This window comes from Desulfotalea psychrophila LSv54, assembly GCF_000025945.1.
GTDB classification, from domain to species: Bacteria; Desulfobacterota; Desulfobulbia; order Desulfobulbales; family Desulfocapsaceae; genus Desulfotalea; species Desulfotalea psychrophila.
Window position 1 is genome coordinate 3329567 of record NC_006138.1, and the last position, 20635, is coordinate 3350201.

The 20635-nt window shown below is 48.1% G+C and carries 16 protein-coding genes; 10 read left to right on the plus strand and 6 right to left on the minus strand.

What is annotated here, in order from left to right; translation table 11 throughout:
* Window positions 1–18: 18 nt before the first annotated feature.
* The 5 genes from DP_RS14890 to DP_RS14910 form a co-directional block, all read right to left on the minus strand.
* On the minus strand, window positions 19–879 hold the full coding sequence (locus DP_RS14890) for an LpxI family protein (RefSeq protein WP_011190183.1): 861 nt from the start codon (window positions 877–879) through the stop codon (window positions 19–21).
* Window positions 880–902: 23 nt separating this feature from the next.
* Window positions 903–1703, minus strand: a complete 801-nt coding sequence (gene lpxA / locus DP_RS14895; protein ID WP_041278089.1) for an acyl-ACP--UDP-N-acetylglucosamine O-acyltransferase — start codon at window positions 1701–1703, stop codon at window positions 903–905.
* A gap of 68 nt (window positions 1704–1771) precedes the next feature.
* Entirely contained in the window at window positions 1772–2224 is a 453-nt protein-coding gene (gene fabZ, locus DP_RS14900; protein WP_011190185.1) for a 3-hydroxyacyl-ACP dehydratase FabZ, read from the minus strand.
* Between the two features lie 78 nt (window positions 2225–2302).
* Complete coding sequence (gene lpxD / locus DP_RS14905) at window positions 2303–3340, minus strand: UDP-3-O-(3-hydroxymyristoyl)glucosamine N-acyltransferase (RefSeq protein WP_041278880.1); 1038 nt, start codon at window positions 3338–3340, stop codon at window positions 2303–2305.
* Window positions 3341–3377: 37 nt separating this feature from the next.
* Window positions 3378–4547 (minus strand): exo-beta-N-acetylmuramidase NamZ family protein, encoded by a 1170-nt coding sequence (locus DP_RS14910; protein ID WP_011190187.1) that lies wholly within the window; start codon window positions 4545–4547, stop codon window positions 3378–3380.
* A 182-nt stretch (window positions 4548–4729) separates the two neighbouring features.
* Between DP_RS14910 and metC the strand changes: the two genes are divergently transcribed.
* From metC to DP_RS14935, 5 genes are all read left to right on the plus strand, one after another.
* A complete protein-coding gene (gene metC / locus DP_RS14915; RefSeq protein WP_011190189.1) occupies window positions 4730–5890 on the plus strand; it encodes a cystathionine beta-lyase in 1161 nt (386 codons plus the stop codon).
* A 212-nt stretch (window positions 5891–6102) separates the two neighbouring features.
* Window positions 6103–7305, plus strand: a complete 1203-nt coding sequence (gene trpB, locus DP_RS14920; protein ID WP_011190190.1) for a tryptophan synthase subunit beta — start codon at window positions 6103–6105, stop codon at window positions 7303–7305.
* Between the two features lie 755 nt (window positions 7306–8060).
* Entirely contained in the window at window positions 8061–9272 is a 1212-nt protein-coding gene (locus tag DP_RS14925) for an EAL and HDOD domain-containing protein (RefSeq protein ID WP_049785124.1), read from the plus strand.
* A gap of 444 nt (window positions 9273–9716) precedes the next feature.
* Window positions 9717–11432 carry a sensor domain-containing diguanylate cyclase gene (locus DP_RS14930; protein ID WP_011190192.1) on the plus strand — a complete coding sequence of 572 codons (1716 nt, stop codon included), beginning with the start codon at window positions 9717–9719 and terminating at the stop codon, window positions 11430–11432.
* Between the two features lie 119 nt (window positions 11433–11551).
* Entirely contained in the window at window positions 11552–13066 is a 1515-nt protein-coding gene (locus DP_RS14935; RefSeq protein WP_041278090.1) for a fumarate hydratase, read from the plus strand.
* A gap of 340 nt (window positions 13067–13406) precedes the next feature.
* Here the strand turns inward: DP_RS14935 and DP_RS14940 are convergent, their stop codons facing one another.
* Window positions 13407–14681, minus strand: a complete 1275-nt coding sequence (locus DP_RS14940) for a peptidase U32 family protein (protein ID WP_011190194.1) — start codon at window positions 14679–14681, stop codon at window positions 13407–13409.
* A 299-nt stretch (window positions 14682–14980) separates the two neighbouring features.
* Here DP_RS14940 and mnmA point away from each other — a divergent pair, with 299 nt between their 5' ends.
* The 5 genes from mnmA to DP_RS14970 all read left to right on the plus strand — a co-directional run bounded on the left by mnmA (window position 14981) and on the right by DP_RS14970 (window position 20629).
* A complete protein-coding gene (gene mnmA / locus DP_RS14945) occupies window positions 14981–16015 on the plus strand; it encodes a tRNA 2-thiouridine(34) synthase MnmA (protein WP_011190196.1) in 1035 nt (344 codons plus the stop codon).
* A gap of 20 nt (window positions 16016–16035) precedes the next feature.
* Entirely contained in the window at window positions 16036–17340 is a 1305-nt protein-coding gene (gene mtaB / locus DP_RS14950) for a tRNA (N(6)-L-threonylcarbamoyladenosine(37)-C(2))-methylthiotransferase MtaB (RefSeq protein ID WP_011190197.1), read from the plus strand.
* Window positions 17341–17383: 43 nt separating this feature from the next.
* Window positions 17384–18625: a CinA family nicotinamide mononucleotide deamidase-related protein gene (locus DP_RS14955; protein WP_011190198.1), complete on the plus strand. Its 1242-nt coding sequence runs from the start codon at window positions 17384–17386 to the stop codon at window positions 18623–18625.
* A gap of 246 nt (window positions 18626–18871) precedes the next feature.
* On the plus strand, window positions 18872–19939 hold the full coding sequence (recA, locus tag DP_RS14965; protein ID WP_011190199.1) for a recombinase RecA: 1068 nt from the start codon (window positions 18872–18874) through the stop codon (window positions 19937–19939).
* 237 nt (window positions 19940–20176) lie between these two features.
* Entirely contained in the window at window positions 20177–20629 is a 453-nt protein-coding gene (locus tag DP_RS14970; protein ID WP_011190200.1) for an Lrp/AsnC family transcriptional regulator, read from the plus strand.
* The last annotated feature ends 6 nt before the right edge of the window (window positions 20630–20635 follow it).

Here is a 20635-nt window from a genome sequence, read left to right on the forward strand (position 1 = left end):
CATGCCCCTGATAGGATACTAATCAATGAGCAGAGAGCCATCGCTATTTTCCACCACACCAACCACCACAATACCAGCGGCATCAGCCGCGGCCACCATGGCCTCACGATCAAAGAGCAGGGATTGCCCCGCCTCTACGGCGAGGACAGCACCCTTAACCGAGGCAAGACTCTGAATGGTCTGAATACCCGTGGCCGGCAGATCAAAACGGAAATCCTGTCCGGGCTTTCGCACCTTAACAACCACCGCCTTTTCACGGGCAAGCTCACCACCACGCTTTATGGCCGCATCGGTACCCTCAATGGCCTCAACCGCCACCACCGAGCAATCACGAACAACAACGGTCTGACCAATATCCATGGCCCCGATGGCCCTAGCGTTTTTCCAGCCAAACTCAACGTCCTTACGCTGATCCTTGCTGAGACTTTTAGCCGTCAAGGTCCCTCTCGGAAAGAGCAGTTCCTGCAGATAAATCGTCGACTCTAGCACCTTAACCCCATCTTTTTCGAGGGCACCAGCAACGGCACGGAGAATAGCATCATCCTGCTTTATATCAATCTTATTCCATAGGGTCAGAGCCCTAACATCGGGCATGATATCGTGAAATATCCGTGTCTTGGTGATGGTGCCGACAAAGACTGTTTCACCAACCCCCTCCTTTTTGAAAAAGGAGAGGATTTTTCCCAACTGGCCAAGTTTTACCCAACAACAACTATCTGCGGCCTTAGCAACTTCTGGATCCGTTTCGCTACGATGGGCAACAACTGCCACACTACGCCCGGCCCGACGAGCCGCCTCTATAAAGAGTAGAGGGAACTGGCCACCACCTGCGATAATACCTATTTTTTCCGGAATAATTTGTCTTTTAAAACCAAACATAGTTATGAGAAGATCCCCTGTAGCTATTCAGTATCCGTAGTCTGCTTAACAACACCACGTTTTGATTCTCTAAAAAATGTCACCAGCTTCTCCACTTCAAGATTGTGGGGATACTGCTCATGGGCAAGATTAATGGCATCTTTCATCAGCAGATTAGGCGAGCGAAAGATGAGACGAAAAGCCTCCTTAATCTCGTTGATAGTCTCACGACTAAAACCATTTCGTTTCAGGCCAATCTTATTTATACCAGAAATACGGGTATTGCCCCGGGTACCGGAGACAATAATATAGGGCGGCACATCAAGGCTAAGCCCAGAAAGGCCGCCGACATAGCTATACTCACCAATACGACAAAACTGATGAATAGCGACAAGACCACCAATCGATGCCCTGTCCCCCACCTCTACATGACCTGCCAAGGTTGCCACATTGGCCAGAATAATATGGTTGCCAAGGATACAGTCATGGGCAACATGGGTATAGGCCATAAGCAGATTGTTATTACCAATAACAGTTTTACCATGCCCAGAGGGCGTACCACGGTGAATGGAAGCGTACTCCCGGATCTGATTGTCATTACCTATGATAAGCTCGGTGGGCTCACCGCTATAGCTTAAATCCTGGGGAGCACCACCTATTGTGGCAAAGGAACCAATAAAATTTCTCTCGCCAAGGGTGGTGGGACCTGAAACCACTGAGTGTGCTTCAACCCGGCTCCCGGCACCAATCCGAACTCCCTCACCGATAACAGCATAGGGTCCAACATGTACAGAGGTATCAAGCTCCGCCTTGGGATCAATTACAGCCGTTGGATGAATAGACATATAGTCCTCCACTTACCCTCTCCTAACCAAAGGATCGAGGGAATTTTAACTTTTAGATTAAGGGGAAATTATGAAAACGAAGCCATGAGTTCGGCCTGAACGACGACCTGATCGTCAACATAACCCTTGGCAGACATAAAAATAATGGAACGTTTTTCTTTTACCAGCTGCACCTTATAGATGAGTTGATCACCAGGCCTTACTGGTTTACGAAAACGGGCCTTATCCACCCCGGCAAAAAAGGCCAATTTTTTACCAACCGCATCTGGCTCGGTATAAAAGGCATGAACACAGCCAACCTGAGCAAGTCCTTCAAGCATAAGTACCCCTGGCATAACGGGCTCCCCGGGAAAATGACCCTGGAAATACTGCTCGTTAAAGGTCACATTTTTCAACCCGACAATTTCCTTACCGGGATCAATAGATAGGATACGGTCAACCATGACGAAGGGATAACGGTGTGGCAACAGATCTAAAATCCCTACAATATCTATTTCTCCTGGAGTAATAACATCACTCATATTCTCTCCTTTATCATTTGCGCAGTGATCTCTGCCCGCAAGGGAACCAAGAGACTTGCGCAAAGTATTTAATGCTTTTTAATTTTTTCCTGCAAGCTCTTCTACGCTCTTTTTCAGGGCACGAATATCTTTTTGCATCTCCGGAAGCTTCGTGGTCAAGACCACGGACTTTCGCCATTGCTTAATAGGCCGGGCCGGAATACCGCCAACCACTGCGCCAGCAGACAGATTAGAGAGGACACCAGAACCTCCTGCTATCATCACTCCATCTCCTATCTGCAGATGACCCACAGCCGCAGCTTTTCCACCCATGACAACATTACGCCCAAGGCTTGTTGAACCAGAAATACCCACCTGAGAAACAATAAGAGAGTTTTCGCCAACCACAACATTATGGGCAATCTGGACAAGATTATCTATTTTAGCCCCGGATTTTATCCAGGTCAGACCATAGGTAGCACGATCAACGCAACTATTGGCACCGATCTCGACATTATCATCGACACGCACGGTACCTACCTGTGGACGTTTATAGTGAAAGCCCATCTTGTCAGTGGCATAGCCATAGCCATCACTACCAATAACCGTCCCTGAATGGATAGTAACGCCATTACCAAGCTGGGAGCCATCGGCAATAGTTACATTGGCCTTAAGAAGACAATCCTCACCAATGGTCACATCATCGCCAATGGCAACCCCGGATTCTATTCTCGTGCGAGGACCAATAACAACCCGATTACCAATACTCACCAGGGCCTTAATGGTTACTTCCGAGGAGATTTGACAGCCCTCACCCACAAATGCAGAGCGGTGAATACCCTCGGGAGAGAATTCATCCTCTAGCAAAAATGTGTGGATTTTTGCCGCAGCAAGATAGGCATCATCTACCTTAATAAGGGTAGCAGGACTCTCAACCTCAACCTTACGATGCACAATAACAGCACCTGCCTTGGTGCTGGTGAGGAGATCCTGATCGCCGGCCTTTACTAAAAAGGTAATATCACCTTCTCCTGCTGTTTCAAGGGAGACAAAATTCCCCACAAGCACCTCTCCGTCCCCTATTACCTCTCCATCAACCAGCTCAGCAAGCATCGCCACTGTTATGTTTTCTTTCATATTGGCCCTATTAAAAAATTCACGAAAAAAGCAAGGGCTACTGGTATAAAAAGTAGCACCTTCGTCTCCTGTCATAGTCAAGAAGTTCAGCCTGCCACCCCTGCTCGAGCGTCACCACGGATTCCCCTGCCTCAAGTGCCTCTCGCAAGGCCCTGTCACCAAGAATGAGATCCATGGGCAATTTCTCATATTCATACTCGTAGGGTGGCTTTTTATACTCAAATTGTTGTCGATAAACAAGCATCGCTGCCTGCAGGAGGATCATTCCTACCCGATATGAGTTAAAATCTTTTCTTGACTGTATATGAAGTTGAAAACCCGTACAGGTATTTCCTGCCCATTTCCCCGAGGTTGGCTCAAAAAGTAAAGGCCTGAGCACACAACCGGCCAGTGGATATCTTTGCAAAAAGGCCAAGACCTCATCATGTTGCCAATAGGGGGTACCAAAGACGGAAAAGGGCAGGGTGGTACCACGGCCCTCTGAAACATGAGTCCCCTCCCAAATCACCTGGCCCGGATAATTAATTGCTGCCTCAAGAGTCGGCATATTAGGAGAAGGGGCCAGCCAAGGATGCGGGCAGTCAGAAAAATACATATCACGGCGCCAACCCTGGACGGCAACAACCTCCAGATCGGCACCAATAGCGTATTCCTTATTAAAAAAGAGAGCCAGCTCACCAAGAGTCAGGCCATGGCGCATGGGCAGGGCATACATCCCCACAAAGGACCTGCAATCATCACGAAGGAGATTACCCTCTATCTGTTCTCCACCGAGAGGATTAGGACGGTCAAGGATGACAATTTTTTTACCATACTGAGCAGCCGCCTGCAGGCAATAGGCCATGGTATACATAAAGGTGTATACTCGAGTACCAATGTCAGGCAAATCAATAAGCAGGGTATCAAGTTGGTCAAACATCTCCTCGGTGGGTTTTCGGTGTTCACCATAGAGACTGTAGATGGGTAGCCCCGTTGTCAGATCAAGATGATGAGCAGACTCTATCATATTATCCTGCTTTTCTGCGTAAAACCCGTGTTGTGGAGAAAAGAGACAGGTCAGTCGTTTAGCCAGTTTCTCCTGAAGAAGATCCTTGCCATAACGAAAATATCTATTGGTACAGGCCTGATTAGAGAGAAAACCTATCCGATCACCAAAACGAGTGGGAACATCCTGCTGTAAAAAAACTTCCAATCCTATTCTAAACATAAGAGTTTACCAGAGAAAGAGATGAATAAGAGAACCATTTTTACTGTTCACAATAATAGCGCTCTGGCTAAAAGTCAAAACTTCCCTGAGGCGACTATTGATGTCAAAAGGCTCGTAATTAACATTTATTAGCCTTACATTCCCCATCTCATTAAAATTAATCATTTACCAAGGAAAAAAACATGCAAGAAATAACACGACTTATCTGCCAGACAAAAGATTGCCACAGCGAAGGGGAAAAAAGGGTGGAGAGCATAAACCCTCCAATCCACAAGGCCTCCACTCTGCTCTTTGCAAGCTATGCCGACCTGGCACTTGCCAATGAGGGCAAATACCCGGGGCTGACCTACGGCACGGACCGACTTCCTGCCCAACGTGCCTTCGAGGAGGCCCTTTGCCAACTAGAGGGCGGAGAGATCTGTCGCGCCTTTCAATCGGGGATCAACGCCATCGTCCATACCCTGCAGGCCTTCACCAAGGCAGGGGATCATATTGTAGTCTGTGACAATGTCTACTGGCCCACCAGTAACTTCTGCAACAAGGTGTTGAGCAAGTTTGGAGTTGAAATCAGCTATGCCCCATCTGCAGTTGGAGCCGACATCGCTGACTACCTGCGAGACAACACCAGCCTGATCTTTATGGAATCTCCCGGTTCCAATACCTTTGAGATCCAGGACATAGAGGCCATTACCCAGATTGCCCGGGCAAGAGACATTGTCACCATCCTCGATGGCACCTGGGGAACCCCCCTTTATCACAGGGCCCTCTCCTTCGGCGTTGATGTCTCCATCCAATCTGCAACCAAGTATATCTCAGGCCATTCTGATATCCTCCTAGGCACAGCTACAGTGAATCACAAATATGCCGACATCCTGGCTAGGTACTATCAAAGCCTTGAACTCTTCGCCCCCCCTGCCGATTGCTATGCAGCCCTGCGAGGCCTGAAGACCCTCCATGTCCGCCTCAAGCACCATGAACAATCGGCCCTGCAGATCGCAGATTGGCTCGAATCACAGCCGCAAACAGGTAGAATCATCCACCCCGCCCGCCCGGATCATCCGCAGCACAGCAGGTGGAAGAAATACTTCACCGGCTCCTGCGGACTCTTTGCCTTCACCTTCAAAAAAGAACCAAGTGAAAAAGAGCTCGGCGAATTTATCAATGCCCTGCAGTTATTTGGCATTGGCTATAGCTGGGGAGGCTATAAGAGCCTGATTACCGCAGGCAAATATGTAAGAAATGGATCTGATCTGAATGGTAGTACTGTCATTCGTCTTAATATTGGTCTTGAGGCAGTGGAAGACCTCTGCCACGACCTGGCCCAGGCCCTGGCAAGGCTATAAACTCTGATAGGAGAGAGAGGAACCATCTCCAAATCTGGAGGTGGCTGCCCCCCCAGCTTCCAGCAAATGGGCTAGGAAAGCGTCCAAGGCAATTTTTTCGCCTCTTAGAGATGAAATCATTGACAGCATCCGTTTCTATTTATAGAATCAGAGCCCATGAACATATCATCCTCACGACCCAAGGGTCATGATCTCTTTTTCTGGAGCAAAAAATGAAAAGCATCAACGCAGAAGGTTTTTTTGGCGAATATGGCGGACAGTACGTACCCGAACAACTCCTCCCCATTCTCAATGAACTGGCCGCCACCTATGATAAGGTCAAGACCGATCCAGAATTCAGGGCCGAGCTTGATTACTATATGAAAAAATTCTCTGGCCGCCCCACACCACTCTATCACTGCTCCAATCTGAGCCGTGAACTCGGTGGGGCCCAAATTTACCTCAAACGCGAAGATCTCAATCATCTGGGAGCACATAAGGTAAACAATACCCTAGGGCAGATTCTCCTGGCCAAACGAATGGGCAAAAAGAAGATTATCGCCGAAACAGGTGCAGGTCAACATGGCGTCGCGGCAGCGGCAACAGCCGCCCTAATGGGAATGAAATGTACCGTCTATATGGGCAAGGTGGATGTTGAAAGGCAAAAGCTAAACGTTTTTCGCATGCGCATGATGGGCGCTGAGGTAGTTACAGCAACCTCGGGGCAGCAGACCCTCAAAGAGGCCGTTGATGAGGCACTTGCCGCCTGGATGGCAGATGCAGAAGAGTCCTTCTATCTTTTAGGCTCCGCCGTCGGCCCTCACCCCTATCCTCTCATGGTACGTGACTTTCAATCGGTGATCAGTAAAGAGGCCCGGGAGCAATTCCTGACCGACACAGGAAAACTCCCCGATTACTGTGTTGCCTGTATTGGCGGTGGTTCAAATGCCATCGGCATGTTTGCCAACTTCATAGACGACAAGGATGTTCAGCTCATTGGGGTAGAACCCGCGGGACGTGGCCTCAAACTTGGTGATCATGCTGCCAGCCTCTCCTTTGGCTCCCCCGGCATCCTCCACGGTTTCAACTCATATATGCTCAAGGATGAAGCAGGTGATGCAGCCCCTGTATACTCGATCTCTGCAGGACTGGACTATCCAAGCGTTGGCCCCGAGCACTCCTATCTTAAGGATATTGGTCGAGCAAGCTACGAATACGCATCGGATGCTGAAGCGGTAAATGCCTTCTTTACCCTCTCGCAAAAAGAGGGCATCATTCCCGCTCTGGAATCATCTCATGCCCTCGCCCACGTCCTCAAACTCGCCCCCACCCTTTCAACAGAAAAGAGTATCATTGTCTGCCTCTCCGGTCGAGGAGATAAGGATGTGGCCCAGGTTGCAGAGATGATTGAGCAGGGAATTTTCTCCATGCCATAACTGCCCCTCCCCAACCCCACCCCGCCCAGATAGCACTGGCCGGGTGGGATAGCCCCCCATCGCCCCCTCCTCAGCCCCAACATGACCGTCAAAAAAGATCCCACCCATCTCTTAAAAAAATATTGTCAATAACGACAAGCAACAGTACGGTGAAAAATCGCTCCCATTATTTTTATTAAAGACGCAGTGTAATGTCTCTGTTACGGTTCATTACCGAGGCAAGGTCAAAAGAAAGCAACATTCATCACTTAGTCAGGGTGTGTCCATAATTTTAAAATGGTTAATTGTTTTACCTCACCTATTGTGTTTAAATGACGATTTTCGCAGACTCTATCTATAGAAATTGTCCCCTCCAGCCAAAAAGGCAGAGGTCTATTGATGTCATCACTGCCAAGCCTATTAGGCCCCAAAAACTAGCAACAGGAACTTATAAATAATTATAAGAGTGTGATTGCAGAGCTCGTCCTTTTGAAACAGAGACAGAGAAAATATCTATGAAGAACCTCGCCAAGAAAACAGGCTTAAAGAGTTGGCCTGAATAACAATTACGAGGTGAAAATATTATTCGAGGGAAAAGGCAATCATATTAATACTATACAGCTAAAAACTGTAACGAGTTCTAATCTAAGAACAAGAAAAATAATTTTGTCTCGTCCTACGAAAAATTCTTTCAACCGAGAACACAACTTTTATGGAGTTTCGCAAGGCCTGTGAATTATTGTGTAGAAAAAAAGCATATATACAGAGTGTTCCAAGTGGCACGGCAGCCAATATTAGATCGACAGGGCAAGACATACGGATACGAACTCCTCTTTCGATCCGGTATAGATAAAACTTTTGCAGAAATAGACGATCAGGATTTTGCAACCATGTCTGTCGCAACCTGTGGCTTTAGCCGATCACAGGATGCAGTTAGCCAATCCAAAAAAGTATTTATCAACTTTACAGAATCCCTCATCCTGCAGGGAGCCCCTAGAGCATTGCCAGCCACCCTCGTCATCATTGAAGTACTGGAAGATACCGCACCCAGCCCGGAGGTGATCGCTGAACTCACCAGCCTAAAAGAAGATGGTTATGTTATTGCCATCGACGATTTTGAGGGAGATATCAATAATGAAGCGCTTCTGGATATTGCCGATATAATCAAAGTAGACGTACTGGGAAAAAGCTTTGCAGAGATTGAACAGATCTACAATCTTATTAAGAATAAAAAGGCCATAACCCTGGCGGAAAAAGTTGAAACCCACAAAGACTATCAATATTTACTAGGATTAGGCTTTGATCTCTTTCAAGGGTATTTTTTCGCCACGCCAGAGAACCTTACCGGTAAAAATCTGGACACCAACTATGCCTCAAAGTTACGGGTTCTCGCGACCCTAACCACACGTAATTTGGAGTTCAAACACATAGTTGAGGTCGTCAAGGCTGATCCAAGCATTACATTTAAGCTACTCAAGCTACTCAATTCAGCCGCCATGGGCGTCGCCATCGAGGTAACCTCCATTCGGCATGCTGTCGTACTATTGGGGCTTACCCGAATAACACATTGGCTGAGAATGGTTGTCATGTCTGACTTAACGGCATCCAATAAACCACAGGAACTTTTCACCCTGGCCCTCGGTAGAGGAAAAATACTCGAAGAGTTAGCAAAAGCAGGACAAATCCCAGAACATGACCCCAGCATAATGTTTTTATTTGGCCTGGTTTCCCTACTCGATGTCATGCTGGATATGTCCATGGATGTGTTAGTAGACACCCTACCACTCATTGACGCAGCAAAGTTCGGCCTTACAGATCCAAAAACAAAAATGGCCCAATATCTCAATTTATTAATTGCAATTGAAACCGTTGAAAAGAAAAATCAACAAGAACTCTGCACAAGCCTTAAAATAAGTGAAGACAGTGTATTAAAGGCAGTACTTGTCGCCAACGAATGGACAAATGAGCTTAATGCAATGATGCTCTAGACTTTCTCAGCCCTTGAGCGGCAAGAGCGCCATCCCCTCCCCAGCCACCAGCCCCCTTGACCGTAAATAATTTCTCACTCAAAAAACTTTGCCCAAGGTGAAGCGCCCCCTTTTACTCTATCTCGCCAACATTTATCCCTAAAATAAAAACAAGGCCTCAAAAGCCTATATCTGAACGTCACCTCTTTCCCACATGCGTAACTGCACAGAAAATGGCTAAAAAAGAGAGCCAGACAGACCTGATCCTTAGCAAAGGGAGAGGCATGGCAATTCTGCAACCTCTATGGGGTGCCCTTAATACTGGTCACGCCCTATAGCTTATTAAAAAATCATCTCATATGACGAAGGACCTATACTATGACAAAAAAAATAGGTTACAATTAAAAACATCATACTCCCCATCGCCACCGAGGATGGAGAGCTACTCAAAACCATTGAGGCCATATGACTTGCAAGAAAGAGTTCTCCCTCGAAAAGATCTCCAGCCCAGGGCTTAAAGTGGGAGAGAAAGAGCTAAAAGCCCCAGAGGCCAACCTTCAGAAAAACCGCCTGAGCCTACTCCAGGAGGCCGCCTTTGAGCCCATGGCCATCTTCGACAAAGAGAGGAAATGTCTTGAGGCCAATGACATCCTCCTCGATGTCTTTGGCTACAGCGCAGAGGAGACAATAGGAGCCAATCTCCATAAACTCTTCGCCCCAAGACCTGAGGGAGAACTTGAACACAAAACAATCGGCCGTTTTTTTGATTCCTATGAGGCTACCATGTTGCGCAGGGATGGCTCAAAGTTTCCCGCCCTCGTTCAGGAAAAAGAGCTGAGATACCAAGGAGAAACAGTTCAGGTAATTAAATTCCACGACATCAGTAAGAGTAAGGGAATACAGGAAAGATTAAAATTTGCCCTGGCCGAACTCGATACAATCTTTACCAACTCCATGGTGGGTATTGCCCTTATTGACGCGAGCAGAATAATTCGCCGCGCCAACCCCCGCTTCTCTGAAACTCTCGGCTATGGTAATCCCCAGAACATTGTGGGAATGGACATCAAAGAACTTTATTTTTGCGAAAAAGAGTTTGAGGCCTTTGGCATACACTATATCACCACCCTCAAAGAAAACGGTATCGTCCATACAGATGCTAAATTTAAATGCAAAAATTCCTCTCCCATATGGGCCCGTGTTGTAGGCAAGGCCATCGACCAAAACGATCTGAATAGAGGCATTATCTGGATAGCCGAAGACATCACAGAACAGAGAACAACTCAAAAAGAACTACAGCTAGCCTACAATGAGCTAGAAGCTATATTCAACAACAGCTTGGTAGGCATTTTATTGCTAGGCCAGAACCGCAAAATACATCGTGTCAATAAGCGCCTTGCAACTATTCTTGGATACGATGAACCACTGGAATTATTAGGAAAAGGCGTGGAAAAAATTCACCTCTCTGAAAAAAATTTCAAGGAATTTGGCGAAAAGCACTACAACTCTCTCAAACAGAGGGATGTTTTTCAGATCGATTATCAGCTCAAACGAAAGGATGGCTCCCCGGCCTGGGTCACCCTGTCAGGACAGGCTCTGGATTCAGCCGATCCACCCGATCTTGACAAGGGGGTGCTGTGGATGATGGATGATGCCACCAAGAGAAAAAAGGCGGAAGAGAAACTGGTGAGGATAGCGGCCACCGACTCATTAACAAAACTGAATAACCGTCGCCATTTCTTCAGCCTGGGTCATGAAGAGTTGGCCCTTCACCTGCACAATGCCCAACCCCTTTCTGTCCTTATGCTTGACATTGATCACTTCAAAAATGTTAACGATACCCTGGGTCATCAGGCTGGAGACAAGGTCCTGAAGATATTTTCAAAGATTTGTGCAGTCAACCTGCGCAGTGTTGATATTATTGGTCGCATTGGCGGGGAAGAATTTGCCGTAATACTTACCAACACGCCAAGATCACAGGCTCAAAGAACGGCAGAGCGCATTCGTCTGGCCATAGAGACCTCTCCAGAATTTACAAAACAGTCCCTGCCAAAAATCACGGTAAGTATCGGCATTGCAACCAATCAACCGCCAGAGAACCTCGATGCTATCATCTGCCGTGCCGATAAAAATCTTTACCAGGCAAAGTCCAATGGTCGTAACCGAATAGAGCCTAACCCCTAGGACACCCTTTCGACCACGGCAAACCCTTGACCAAAGAAGGTCCCTTGCTGTATCATTCTTTCTCTTATCAATTTTTTTGAAAGCAGTCTTTGATATTATTAAACAAAAAAGGAATAGCCATGACCACCATCAAGAAAAAAGACTTTGTCGATTCTATTGCTGAAAGTTTACAGCATATCTCCTACTACCACCCCCTCGACTTTGTAAAGGCGATGCACGCAGCCTATCTGCGTGAGGAAAACCCCGCGGCCAAGGACGCCATAGGCCAAATTCTGATCAACTCCAAGATGGCTGCTGTCGGAAAAAGGCCTATCTGCCAAGATACGGGCATCGTCAATGTCTTCTTAAAGGTTGGAAAAAACTGTCAATTTGACTGCTCAGAAAGCCTGCAAGAACTGGTAGATGAGGGGGTACGTCTTGCCTACGGGCATCCAGAAAACCCCCTACGCGCCTCCGTTGTCAAAAGTCCTGCAACCAACCGTCTCAATACCAAGGATAACAGCCCGGCCATTGTCTATACAGAGATTGTTGAAGGTAACGGGATCGATATAAGTATAGCAGCCAAGGGCGGTGGTTCAGAAAATAAGACCAAATTGGCCATGCTCAACCCCAACGACTCAATCGTTGACTGGGTCAAGAAAGTTGTCCCCACCATGGGCGCGGGCTGGTGTCCTCCGGGGATAATCAGCCTTGGGGTCGGTGGTACTGCTGACAAGGCTATGGTCCTTGCCAAGGAGGGACTCATGGCAGCCGTTGATATGCCAGAGATTCTCGCACGCGGACCAAAGGACAAGGTCGAAGAGTTGCGAGTGGCCCTCTACCATGCCATAAATGATCTGGGCATTGGCGCCCAGGGTCTCGGCGGACTCACCACCGTAGTCGACGTCAAATTAGCAGAATATCCGACCCACGCGGCATCTCTGCCCGTGGCCCTTATTCCAAACTGCGCAGCAACCCGTCATACCCACTTTCATCTTGACGGCAGCGGCCCCGCCGAATTTCCACGTCCTGATATAACCCAGTGGCCGGACATCTCTCTTGCTGCGGGCGACAAGGTTAAACGTGTCCACCTTAACAATATAACCAAGGAAGAGATTGCCACCTGGCAAACCGGTGAGACCCTCCTTCTCAACGGTAAAATCCTCACCGGTCGTGATGCCGCCCATAAACGCATCAAGGGACTGCTCGATGCGGGAGAGCCACTACCTGCGGGGGTTGATTTCAACGGACGATTTATCTATTACGTAGGCCCCGTTGATCCAGTCGGCACCGAGGTGGTTGGACCCGCCGGCCCCACAACATCTACCCGCATGGACAAGTTTACCGACATGATGCTAGAAGAGGCGGGCCTCTTTGGTATGATTGGCAAATCAGAACGTGGCGATGAAACCATTGAGTCCATCAAGAAAAACAAAGCTGTCTACCTGATGGCCGTAGGCGGAGCCGCCTACCTTGTCTCCAAGGCAATCAAAAAATCCCGGGTGGTGGCCTTTGCCGATCTCGGAATGGAGGCCATCTACGAATTTGAGGTGGAGGATATGCCAGTGACCGTGGCCGTCGACGCCCGAGGAGAGGCAATCCACAAAACAGGGCCCACCTTTTGGCAGGAACATATCAGGCAGATGAAGAGATAGGGTAGAATAAAGTTTAACGCTTCGGGTAAAGCCATTTCGGCTTTACCCCGAGCACCATCTGCTCTAAACAGCTGTGACTACAGCTAACAGCTGTCAGCTATCAGTTAAAAGCAGCAGCAAAAGCAGTTAACCACAGAGAGCACAGAGGGAAGGATATTTAAACTGCTAAACAACAACAGGAAAGAGAATAACTAATCTATAACATCCCCTACGAAGCAACTCCTTTTATTTTCATAGTACAAAAAATCCGTGTTCTCGATGCCCATGGCAAATGCTTTTTCTATCACCTATCGCTTGGTGCTAGAAAGAGTAGCCTGGGCAGGCTACTCCCAACACCCTCTTAACGTTTTTGCCGACGAAGAATAGCCACCTCTTCAGCCAACTCGGCCAGAGGTGGTTCTGTTTGCAAAAAGAGACGATTACCAGGATTACCCCGACTGATCTCTTCACCCTTTTCATTTGTCATGGTCCGAACAGTCAGCGGATAGTTTCTATCATCCCGCCCCATATATTCAATCTCATCACCGAGTTCCAGAGGATTACGCAGTTCAACAAGCACATCCTCCTCCACCCGACGGACAACGGCAACGGGTTCCCACTCCTGATCAAGACGGGTATGATTATAAAGCATTTCAGCACTGCCCGGCCTATCAATGATAAAATTTTCCGTCTGCCCCCGGGTACCGGTACGTGCTATCTCCATAAGGAGATGCTCCGGCAGACGTATCTCTTCGGGATCGGCCCAGGCTTCAGCAGGTAGGGTCGCCAGATAATCGAGGGCAGCCCGGTAGATGCGAACAACCCCCCCCACATAAAAAATTGACTTCATCCGCCCCTCTATCTTGAGGGAATCCACCCCCGCCGCCACCAGCTGAGGCAGTTTTTCCAGCAGACAGAGATCCTTGGAGTTAAAGATATAGGTGCCACGCTCATCCTCTTCCACCGGAAAAAATTCACCAGGTCGTTTTTCCTCTACAAGTGAATAGCTGTAGCGACAGGGATGGGCACAGCTTCCCTGATTGGCATCACGACCGGTCAAATAATTGGAGAGCATACAACGACCGGAATAGGAAATACAGAGGGCCCCGTGGACAAACACCTCAAGCTCGCCCCTATTTTCCTCCCGTATCTCGGTGATCTCCTTAAGAGAGAGTTCACGAGCCAGATTGAGGCGGGAGGCTCCCTGCTCAAACCAGAAGGCTGCAGAACCTGAGTTGGTCACATTAGCCTGGGTGGAGAGATGAATGGGCAGGGAGGGGACAACTGCCTGGGCCCGCCTTAAAATACCAGGGTCTGAAATAATCAAACCATCAACGCCCAGTTTCTCCAGGCCCAACAAGTACTCGTCCAGTTCAGAAAAATCTCTGTTGTGGGCAATTATATTTGCGGTGATATAGACCTTCACCCCATGCCGATGGGCATAGTCAAGTCCTGCCTGCATGGCATTTTCACTAAAATTACCGGCCTTGGCCCGTAGACTAAAGTCCTTGCCACCAAGATAAATGGCGTCGGCACCATAATGTACGGCTGTCACTAATTTTTCATAGTTACCCGCGGGGACAAGAAGTTCCGGAATGGCAGGACAAACGGCTTTATGACTTTTATTTTCATTCATGGTGCATTATCTTTTTTTATGTTTACTTTTTAAAAGAATTTTAACTATAGATGCTAGTATCTTTTTTTTGAGGCAACAGGGCAATTAACCTACAAAAGAGCAAAAAGGCAAGAATCTCTTCTCGCGCCAAGAAATATTTTGGCCCCGTTTAGGCAACATTCTCCTGCGACAAGACCCAGCCACCTCCTTGTCAAGTGACCAAGAGCTCTAGCAAAACTGCTTTTTACCATGGGCGACTTGAGACATTACAATATTCAAGATTCCCTTATACAAAACAAACACCTTTTTGACACTCTCTCATGATTAAAAATATTACTGGTATTGCCATGAGCGGTGGCGTTGATTCCACAGCTACCGCCATCCTGCAAAAACAAAAGGGCCCGGTCCTTGGCTTTTTCATGAAACTTAACCAACCCGACTACGAAACACAGAGGGACAGGGTTTCACAAATTGCTCAAAAGCTAGATATCAAACTAGAGATTATTGATCTGACAGAAGAGTTTCAAGAGTATGTGCTTAAATACTTCTCTGCCAGCTATTTTAAGGGACTCACCCCCAATCCCTGCATCATCTGCAATAAAGAAATAAAATTTGGTCTTTTCCAGCAGGCCATCCTCAGGCAAGGTGTAGAGAGAATAGCCACGGGCCACTATGCCCAAATACACAAAACAGCAGCGGGCTATCAATTACATAAGGGTGTAGATCCCCATAAGGATCAGTCCTACTTTCTCTCCCGCCTCAGCCAGGAACAACTCGCCCACAGCATATTTCCCTTGGGCGGAATGCATAAGGGTGCTATCTACGATCTGGTGGAGGCACATGGCTTTCACGATTTCAGAGGCACAGAGAGCCAGGATGTCTGTTTTTTAGAGCAGGACAATGTCGTCGATTTCCTTGAACAGACAGCGGAATTTTCCGCCTCATCGGGAAACATCGTCATGAACGATGGCAAGATACTGGGCAAGCATAAAGGTCTACACCGATACACAGTGGGACAGCGTCGAGGCCTTGGCATATCCTATCCGGTTCCCCTCTATGTCATCAACCTCGATGTCAAAAACAACAATGTCATCGTTGGAGAAAACGAGCAACTCTTTCACAAAACAATGGCAATCTCCGATATCCACTGGATTAGCCAACCAGAGCGTGAAGACCTGCTCCATGCCAGCGTCCATATCCGCTCCACCCATAAAGGCGCCCAGGCCTCGGTAATATTAAAAGAGAACAACCGAGCCAGCGTTATTTTTGATGAGCCACAAAGGGCTATCACCCCCGGCCAATTTGCCACAATCTACAAAGACACCCAGGTCCTTGGCTCTGGGGTTATTCTCTAGTTACAGACAAAGAATATTTCATGAAAAGAATATCTATCACCACCCTTGGTTGCAAGGTTAACCAATTTGAATCCGCCTCCTTTTCCGACAATTTATCCCAGACAGGGTACAAAATTGTCGGCCACAATGAAGAGGCCGACTATATTATCATTAACACCTGCACAGTAACCGCGGCCGCAAGCGCGCAATCACGCCATAGCATCCGCCACGCCCTCCGCCTCAGCCCCACCGCAAAAATCATTATCACCGGCTGCTATGTAGAGATTGGAGCAGAGGAGATCCAAGCCATCGAAGAGCTCCGGGGGCGTGAATACCATATTATCGGTAACAGTTGCAAAGACCAAGTGGTCGACACCATCAGGAGCACGGGAGCCGAGCAGCTGATCCTGGGAGATATCCGCAAGGCAAAAGAGATCTGTCGCCTGCCCGTGCGCCACTTTGGTGATCGTACCCGCACCTACCTCCGTATCCAGGATGGTTGCCAGAGCTTTTGCACCTATTGCATAGTCCCATTCACCCGTGGCCCCAGCAGAAGTCTGCCCTTGGATGAGGTGATTGCCCAGACAAGGGCCTTTGCCGAGGAGGGCTATCAGGAGACGGTACTCACCGGCATCCACATTGGCGAATGGGGACATGACTTGAAAGGAGGAGAGACCTTTACCGACCTACTTGACCGTCTCTCTGCGGAAGTTCCCCAGATGCGTTTTCGTATCAGCTCCTTAGAGCCCACTGAAATAAATGCCAGAATCCTTGAGCTCATCAAGACCCGTGCCAACATTTTTCCCCATCTTCATATCCCCCTGCAGAGCGGCAGTGATCAGATTCTCGCCCGGATGAACAGACATTATGACACCGCTCGTTTTGCGGGAATCATCGAGGCCTGCCACCAGGCAATCCCCAACCTCTGCATAGGCATTGATGTACTTGCCGGATTCCCCGGAGAGAGCGAAGAGCATTTTGCCAGTGCCTACTCTTTTCTCCAAAAACTTGATTTCACCTATCTGCATGTTTTTCCTTACTCTATTAGACCTGGAACCAAGGCTGCAGAGTTTACAGATCAGGTTGCAAGTGATATAAAGGCTATAAGGGTTAAAAAATTACGAGCACTCAGTGACACAAAGAAGTCCGCCTTCTACCAAAAGCAGATAGGAAAAACCCTACCCGTGCAGGTGGAGGGAAAAAGAGCTAAGGACGGTTTACTGCGTGGTTATACTGACAACTACACCCTGGTCCACTTTGCAGGAGCCGATGATCTGGTACGCTCAAGCGTAGACATTACTCTCTTGGAAAACAGAGATGAATACGTATACGGTAAACTCGTCTAAGGGTGTCAATGCTACTTCTTAAGGCCAGGGATGGAGGGATATTATGGATATTGAGATAATTGCAATAGGTGATGAACTCACCTCCGGAAGAATACTCAATACCACCTCAAGTTTTGCAGCTAAGCAACTCTTTGAGGCAGGTTATGAAATCTATGGAATGAGCACCATTGGTGACACGCCCGAGGTGATAGGGGAGGCCCTTAAACGCTCCATTGAAAGGGTTGATGCTGTCCTCGTTACCGGAGGTCTTGGCAGTACCGATGACGATCTGACCAACGAGGCAGTTTCCCGGGCCTTTGGTCTGCCCACCCTGCCAAACCTGGAGATACTCTCCATCGTCCGAGCCCATTTTGCCCAAATCACCGATGCGCCCGTAGGCCAACTGGAAAAACTGGCCTGGCTCCCCGAGGGCGCTGAGGTCTTTGATCCACAATCCGGGATGGCCGGATATCAGCTCATCTACGAAGATAAGCCGATTTTCTTCCTGCCCGGTGTCCCCCATCAGATGAAAGCCCTGATGGTGGAACATGTTCTTCCCCGTCTTGCCACCTGGCACACACACCGCCATGTTTCCACCTTTCAGCGAGTGTTTAGAATCTTCAACCTCCCTGAAAATGAAGTAAACACCCGGGTGTCCCGCCTCAAGCTGACAAATGATGTCCATATTGGTTACTATCCCGTATTCCCTGAAGTTCACCTCAGCCTACTTATACGGGACACTAACCCCAAAACAGCCAAGAGGCTCTTTGACTCCTCCTGCCGGGCCATCAAAACTGCTCTGGGAGACCATATCTACGGATATGACCGTGACACCATGTCCCAGATTGTCGGACAGGCCCTGGTGAAGAGGGGCATGACTCTGGCTGTAGCAGAATCCTGCACCGGTGGCCTCATAGCACAAAAATTAACCGACATGCCCGGCAGCTCCAGGTATTTTCTTGGCGGGGTTACCTCCTACCATAACAGCATGAAAACGGCATTTCTCGATGTACCAGAGAGACTGATTGAAAAAGAGGGGGCAGTGAGCCCTGAAGTGGCCGAGGCCATGGCCTATGGCATACTGGAAAAGACAGGTGCAGATGTCACCCTCTCCGTTACAGGTATCGCAGGACCTGGAGGAGGAACCCTGGAAAAACCGGTGGGCACCGTCTATATTGCAGCCAGCACCCCCCACGGCGACTGGGTAAATGCCTTTCAATTTAAGGGCAGCCGCGAACAGATACGTGAACTCAGCGCCCAGCATAGTCTGGATATTCTACGCAGATACCTCCTCCAAGACATCTAACAGCCTCGCTTCTCTGCAAAGAGAATTACCGTGGCCCGCAGCCAAGGGCAAGAGGACCACGGTAATTTTTTTCTCCCCCGTCAAGACCCAGCTCTTTTCCCAAAAACATCCCACAACCATTGTCACCGCATAAGGAGAGGCTCCTGTTTTTGCCCCGACCATTATGATATAAATGAGCATGGTACAGTAAAAATATCTCTCCTTTCCCACAATCCATAATCAAAGACAGATGAACGGGAGGCAAATATGGTAGGTGCAACAGCAAAAGACAAAGCAGGCAGCGTTGAGAATGCAATCAGCCAGATCCAGAAACAATTTGGTAAGGGCTCCATCATGCGCCTGGGTGAGCAGGCACTGGAGGCAATCCCTGTCATCTCCACGGGCGCTCTCAGCCTCGACATTGCCCTCGGGGTCGGCGGTCTGCCCAAGGGCAGAATGACAGAGATATATGGCCCCGAATCATCGGGGAAAACCACCCTGGCCCTCCATGTAGTTGCCGAGGCACAAAAATTAGGTGGAATAGCCGCCTTCATCGATGCAGAGCATGCCCTTGATACCGCCTACGCAGAAAAACTCGGCGTAAATATTGACAATCTCCTGGTTTCTCAACCGGATTTCGGTGAGCAGGCCCTGGAAATTGCAGAGATACTCATTAGATCAGGCGGGGTTGACATCATCGTCGTCGACTCCGTTGCCGCCCTTACTCCCAAGGCTGAAATAGACGGTAATGTTGGAGATGTCCACGTTGGCCTTCAGGCTCGCCTTATGTCGCAGGCCATGCGGAAATTTGCCGGGGTCCTCAACCGGAGCAACACCGTTTTAATTTTTATCAATCAAATCCGAATGAAAATCGGAGTGATGTTTGGTAGTCCTGAAACCACAACAGGCGGCAACGCCCTCAAATTTTACTGTTCAGAGCGTCTTGATATTCGCCGGATAGGTGCCATTAAAGACGGACAGGAAATTACCGGTAACCGAACCAGGGTAAAGGTCGTCAAAAATAAAGTTGCCCCACCCTTTAAGATTGCTGAGTTTGACATTATCTACGGCGAAGGCATATCTAAAATTGGCGACATGTTTGACCTTGCCGTTGGCCTGGATATTATTGACAAAAGCGGATCCTGGTATTCCTATAAAAATGAACGTATAGGTCAGGGACGAGAGAATTCAAAACAATTCCTTATGGACACACCTGCCATCTGTCATGAAATAGAGGAGAAGGTTCGATCTGCCTACGGACTTCCGGACCGGGAAGAGACCAAAAGAGAGGAGACGGCACAGATACCTGACACAGAGAAAACAAAGGACGTATGATCCCGCAACATCCAGCATAAAAGCAGAGAACAGGCCAAAAGTAAAAGGCCTGTTCTCTACCTTTTCACCCTTCCCCCTATAATATACAAATATCCTCACTTTTTTATTAATTATACTGTATAGAAATGGAGAATATACCTAAGACCACTGGCGGGGTCACAGCGGACAAAACAGAACAAAATTCTTGACATATAGCATTTTCACGAATATACTCTTCAAAAATTACAGGAGAAGCGAATGATAGATCAAAAAAGTTTACGTATCCTAAAAATACTTCAAGAAAAAGCACGTATCCCCAACGCCGAGGTCTCTCGTCAAGTAGGACTTGCCCCCTCCGCTGTTCTTGAAAGAATCAGAAAGATGGAAAATCAGGGTATCATAGACGGTTACGAAGTACGTCTGAACCCCGAACGTTTTAACAGAAAGCAGGTTGCCTTTATTGAAGTTACCCCAAAACCGGATGCCTATATTCCAGATCTGGGTGAAAAACTTGCGGCAATCGCAGATGTACTTGAAGTTCACTATGTGGCCAATGGTGACGGCTTCCTGCTCAAGGTACGTACAGCCGATACCCTCTCCCTTGGTAATCTCCTCCAACAGAAGATTAACACCATGAAAGAGGTTCAGAGCACCAAGACCACAACAGTCCTCTCCACTACCAAAGAAACCAGCAGAATAACTATAGAATAAAGGGAA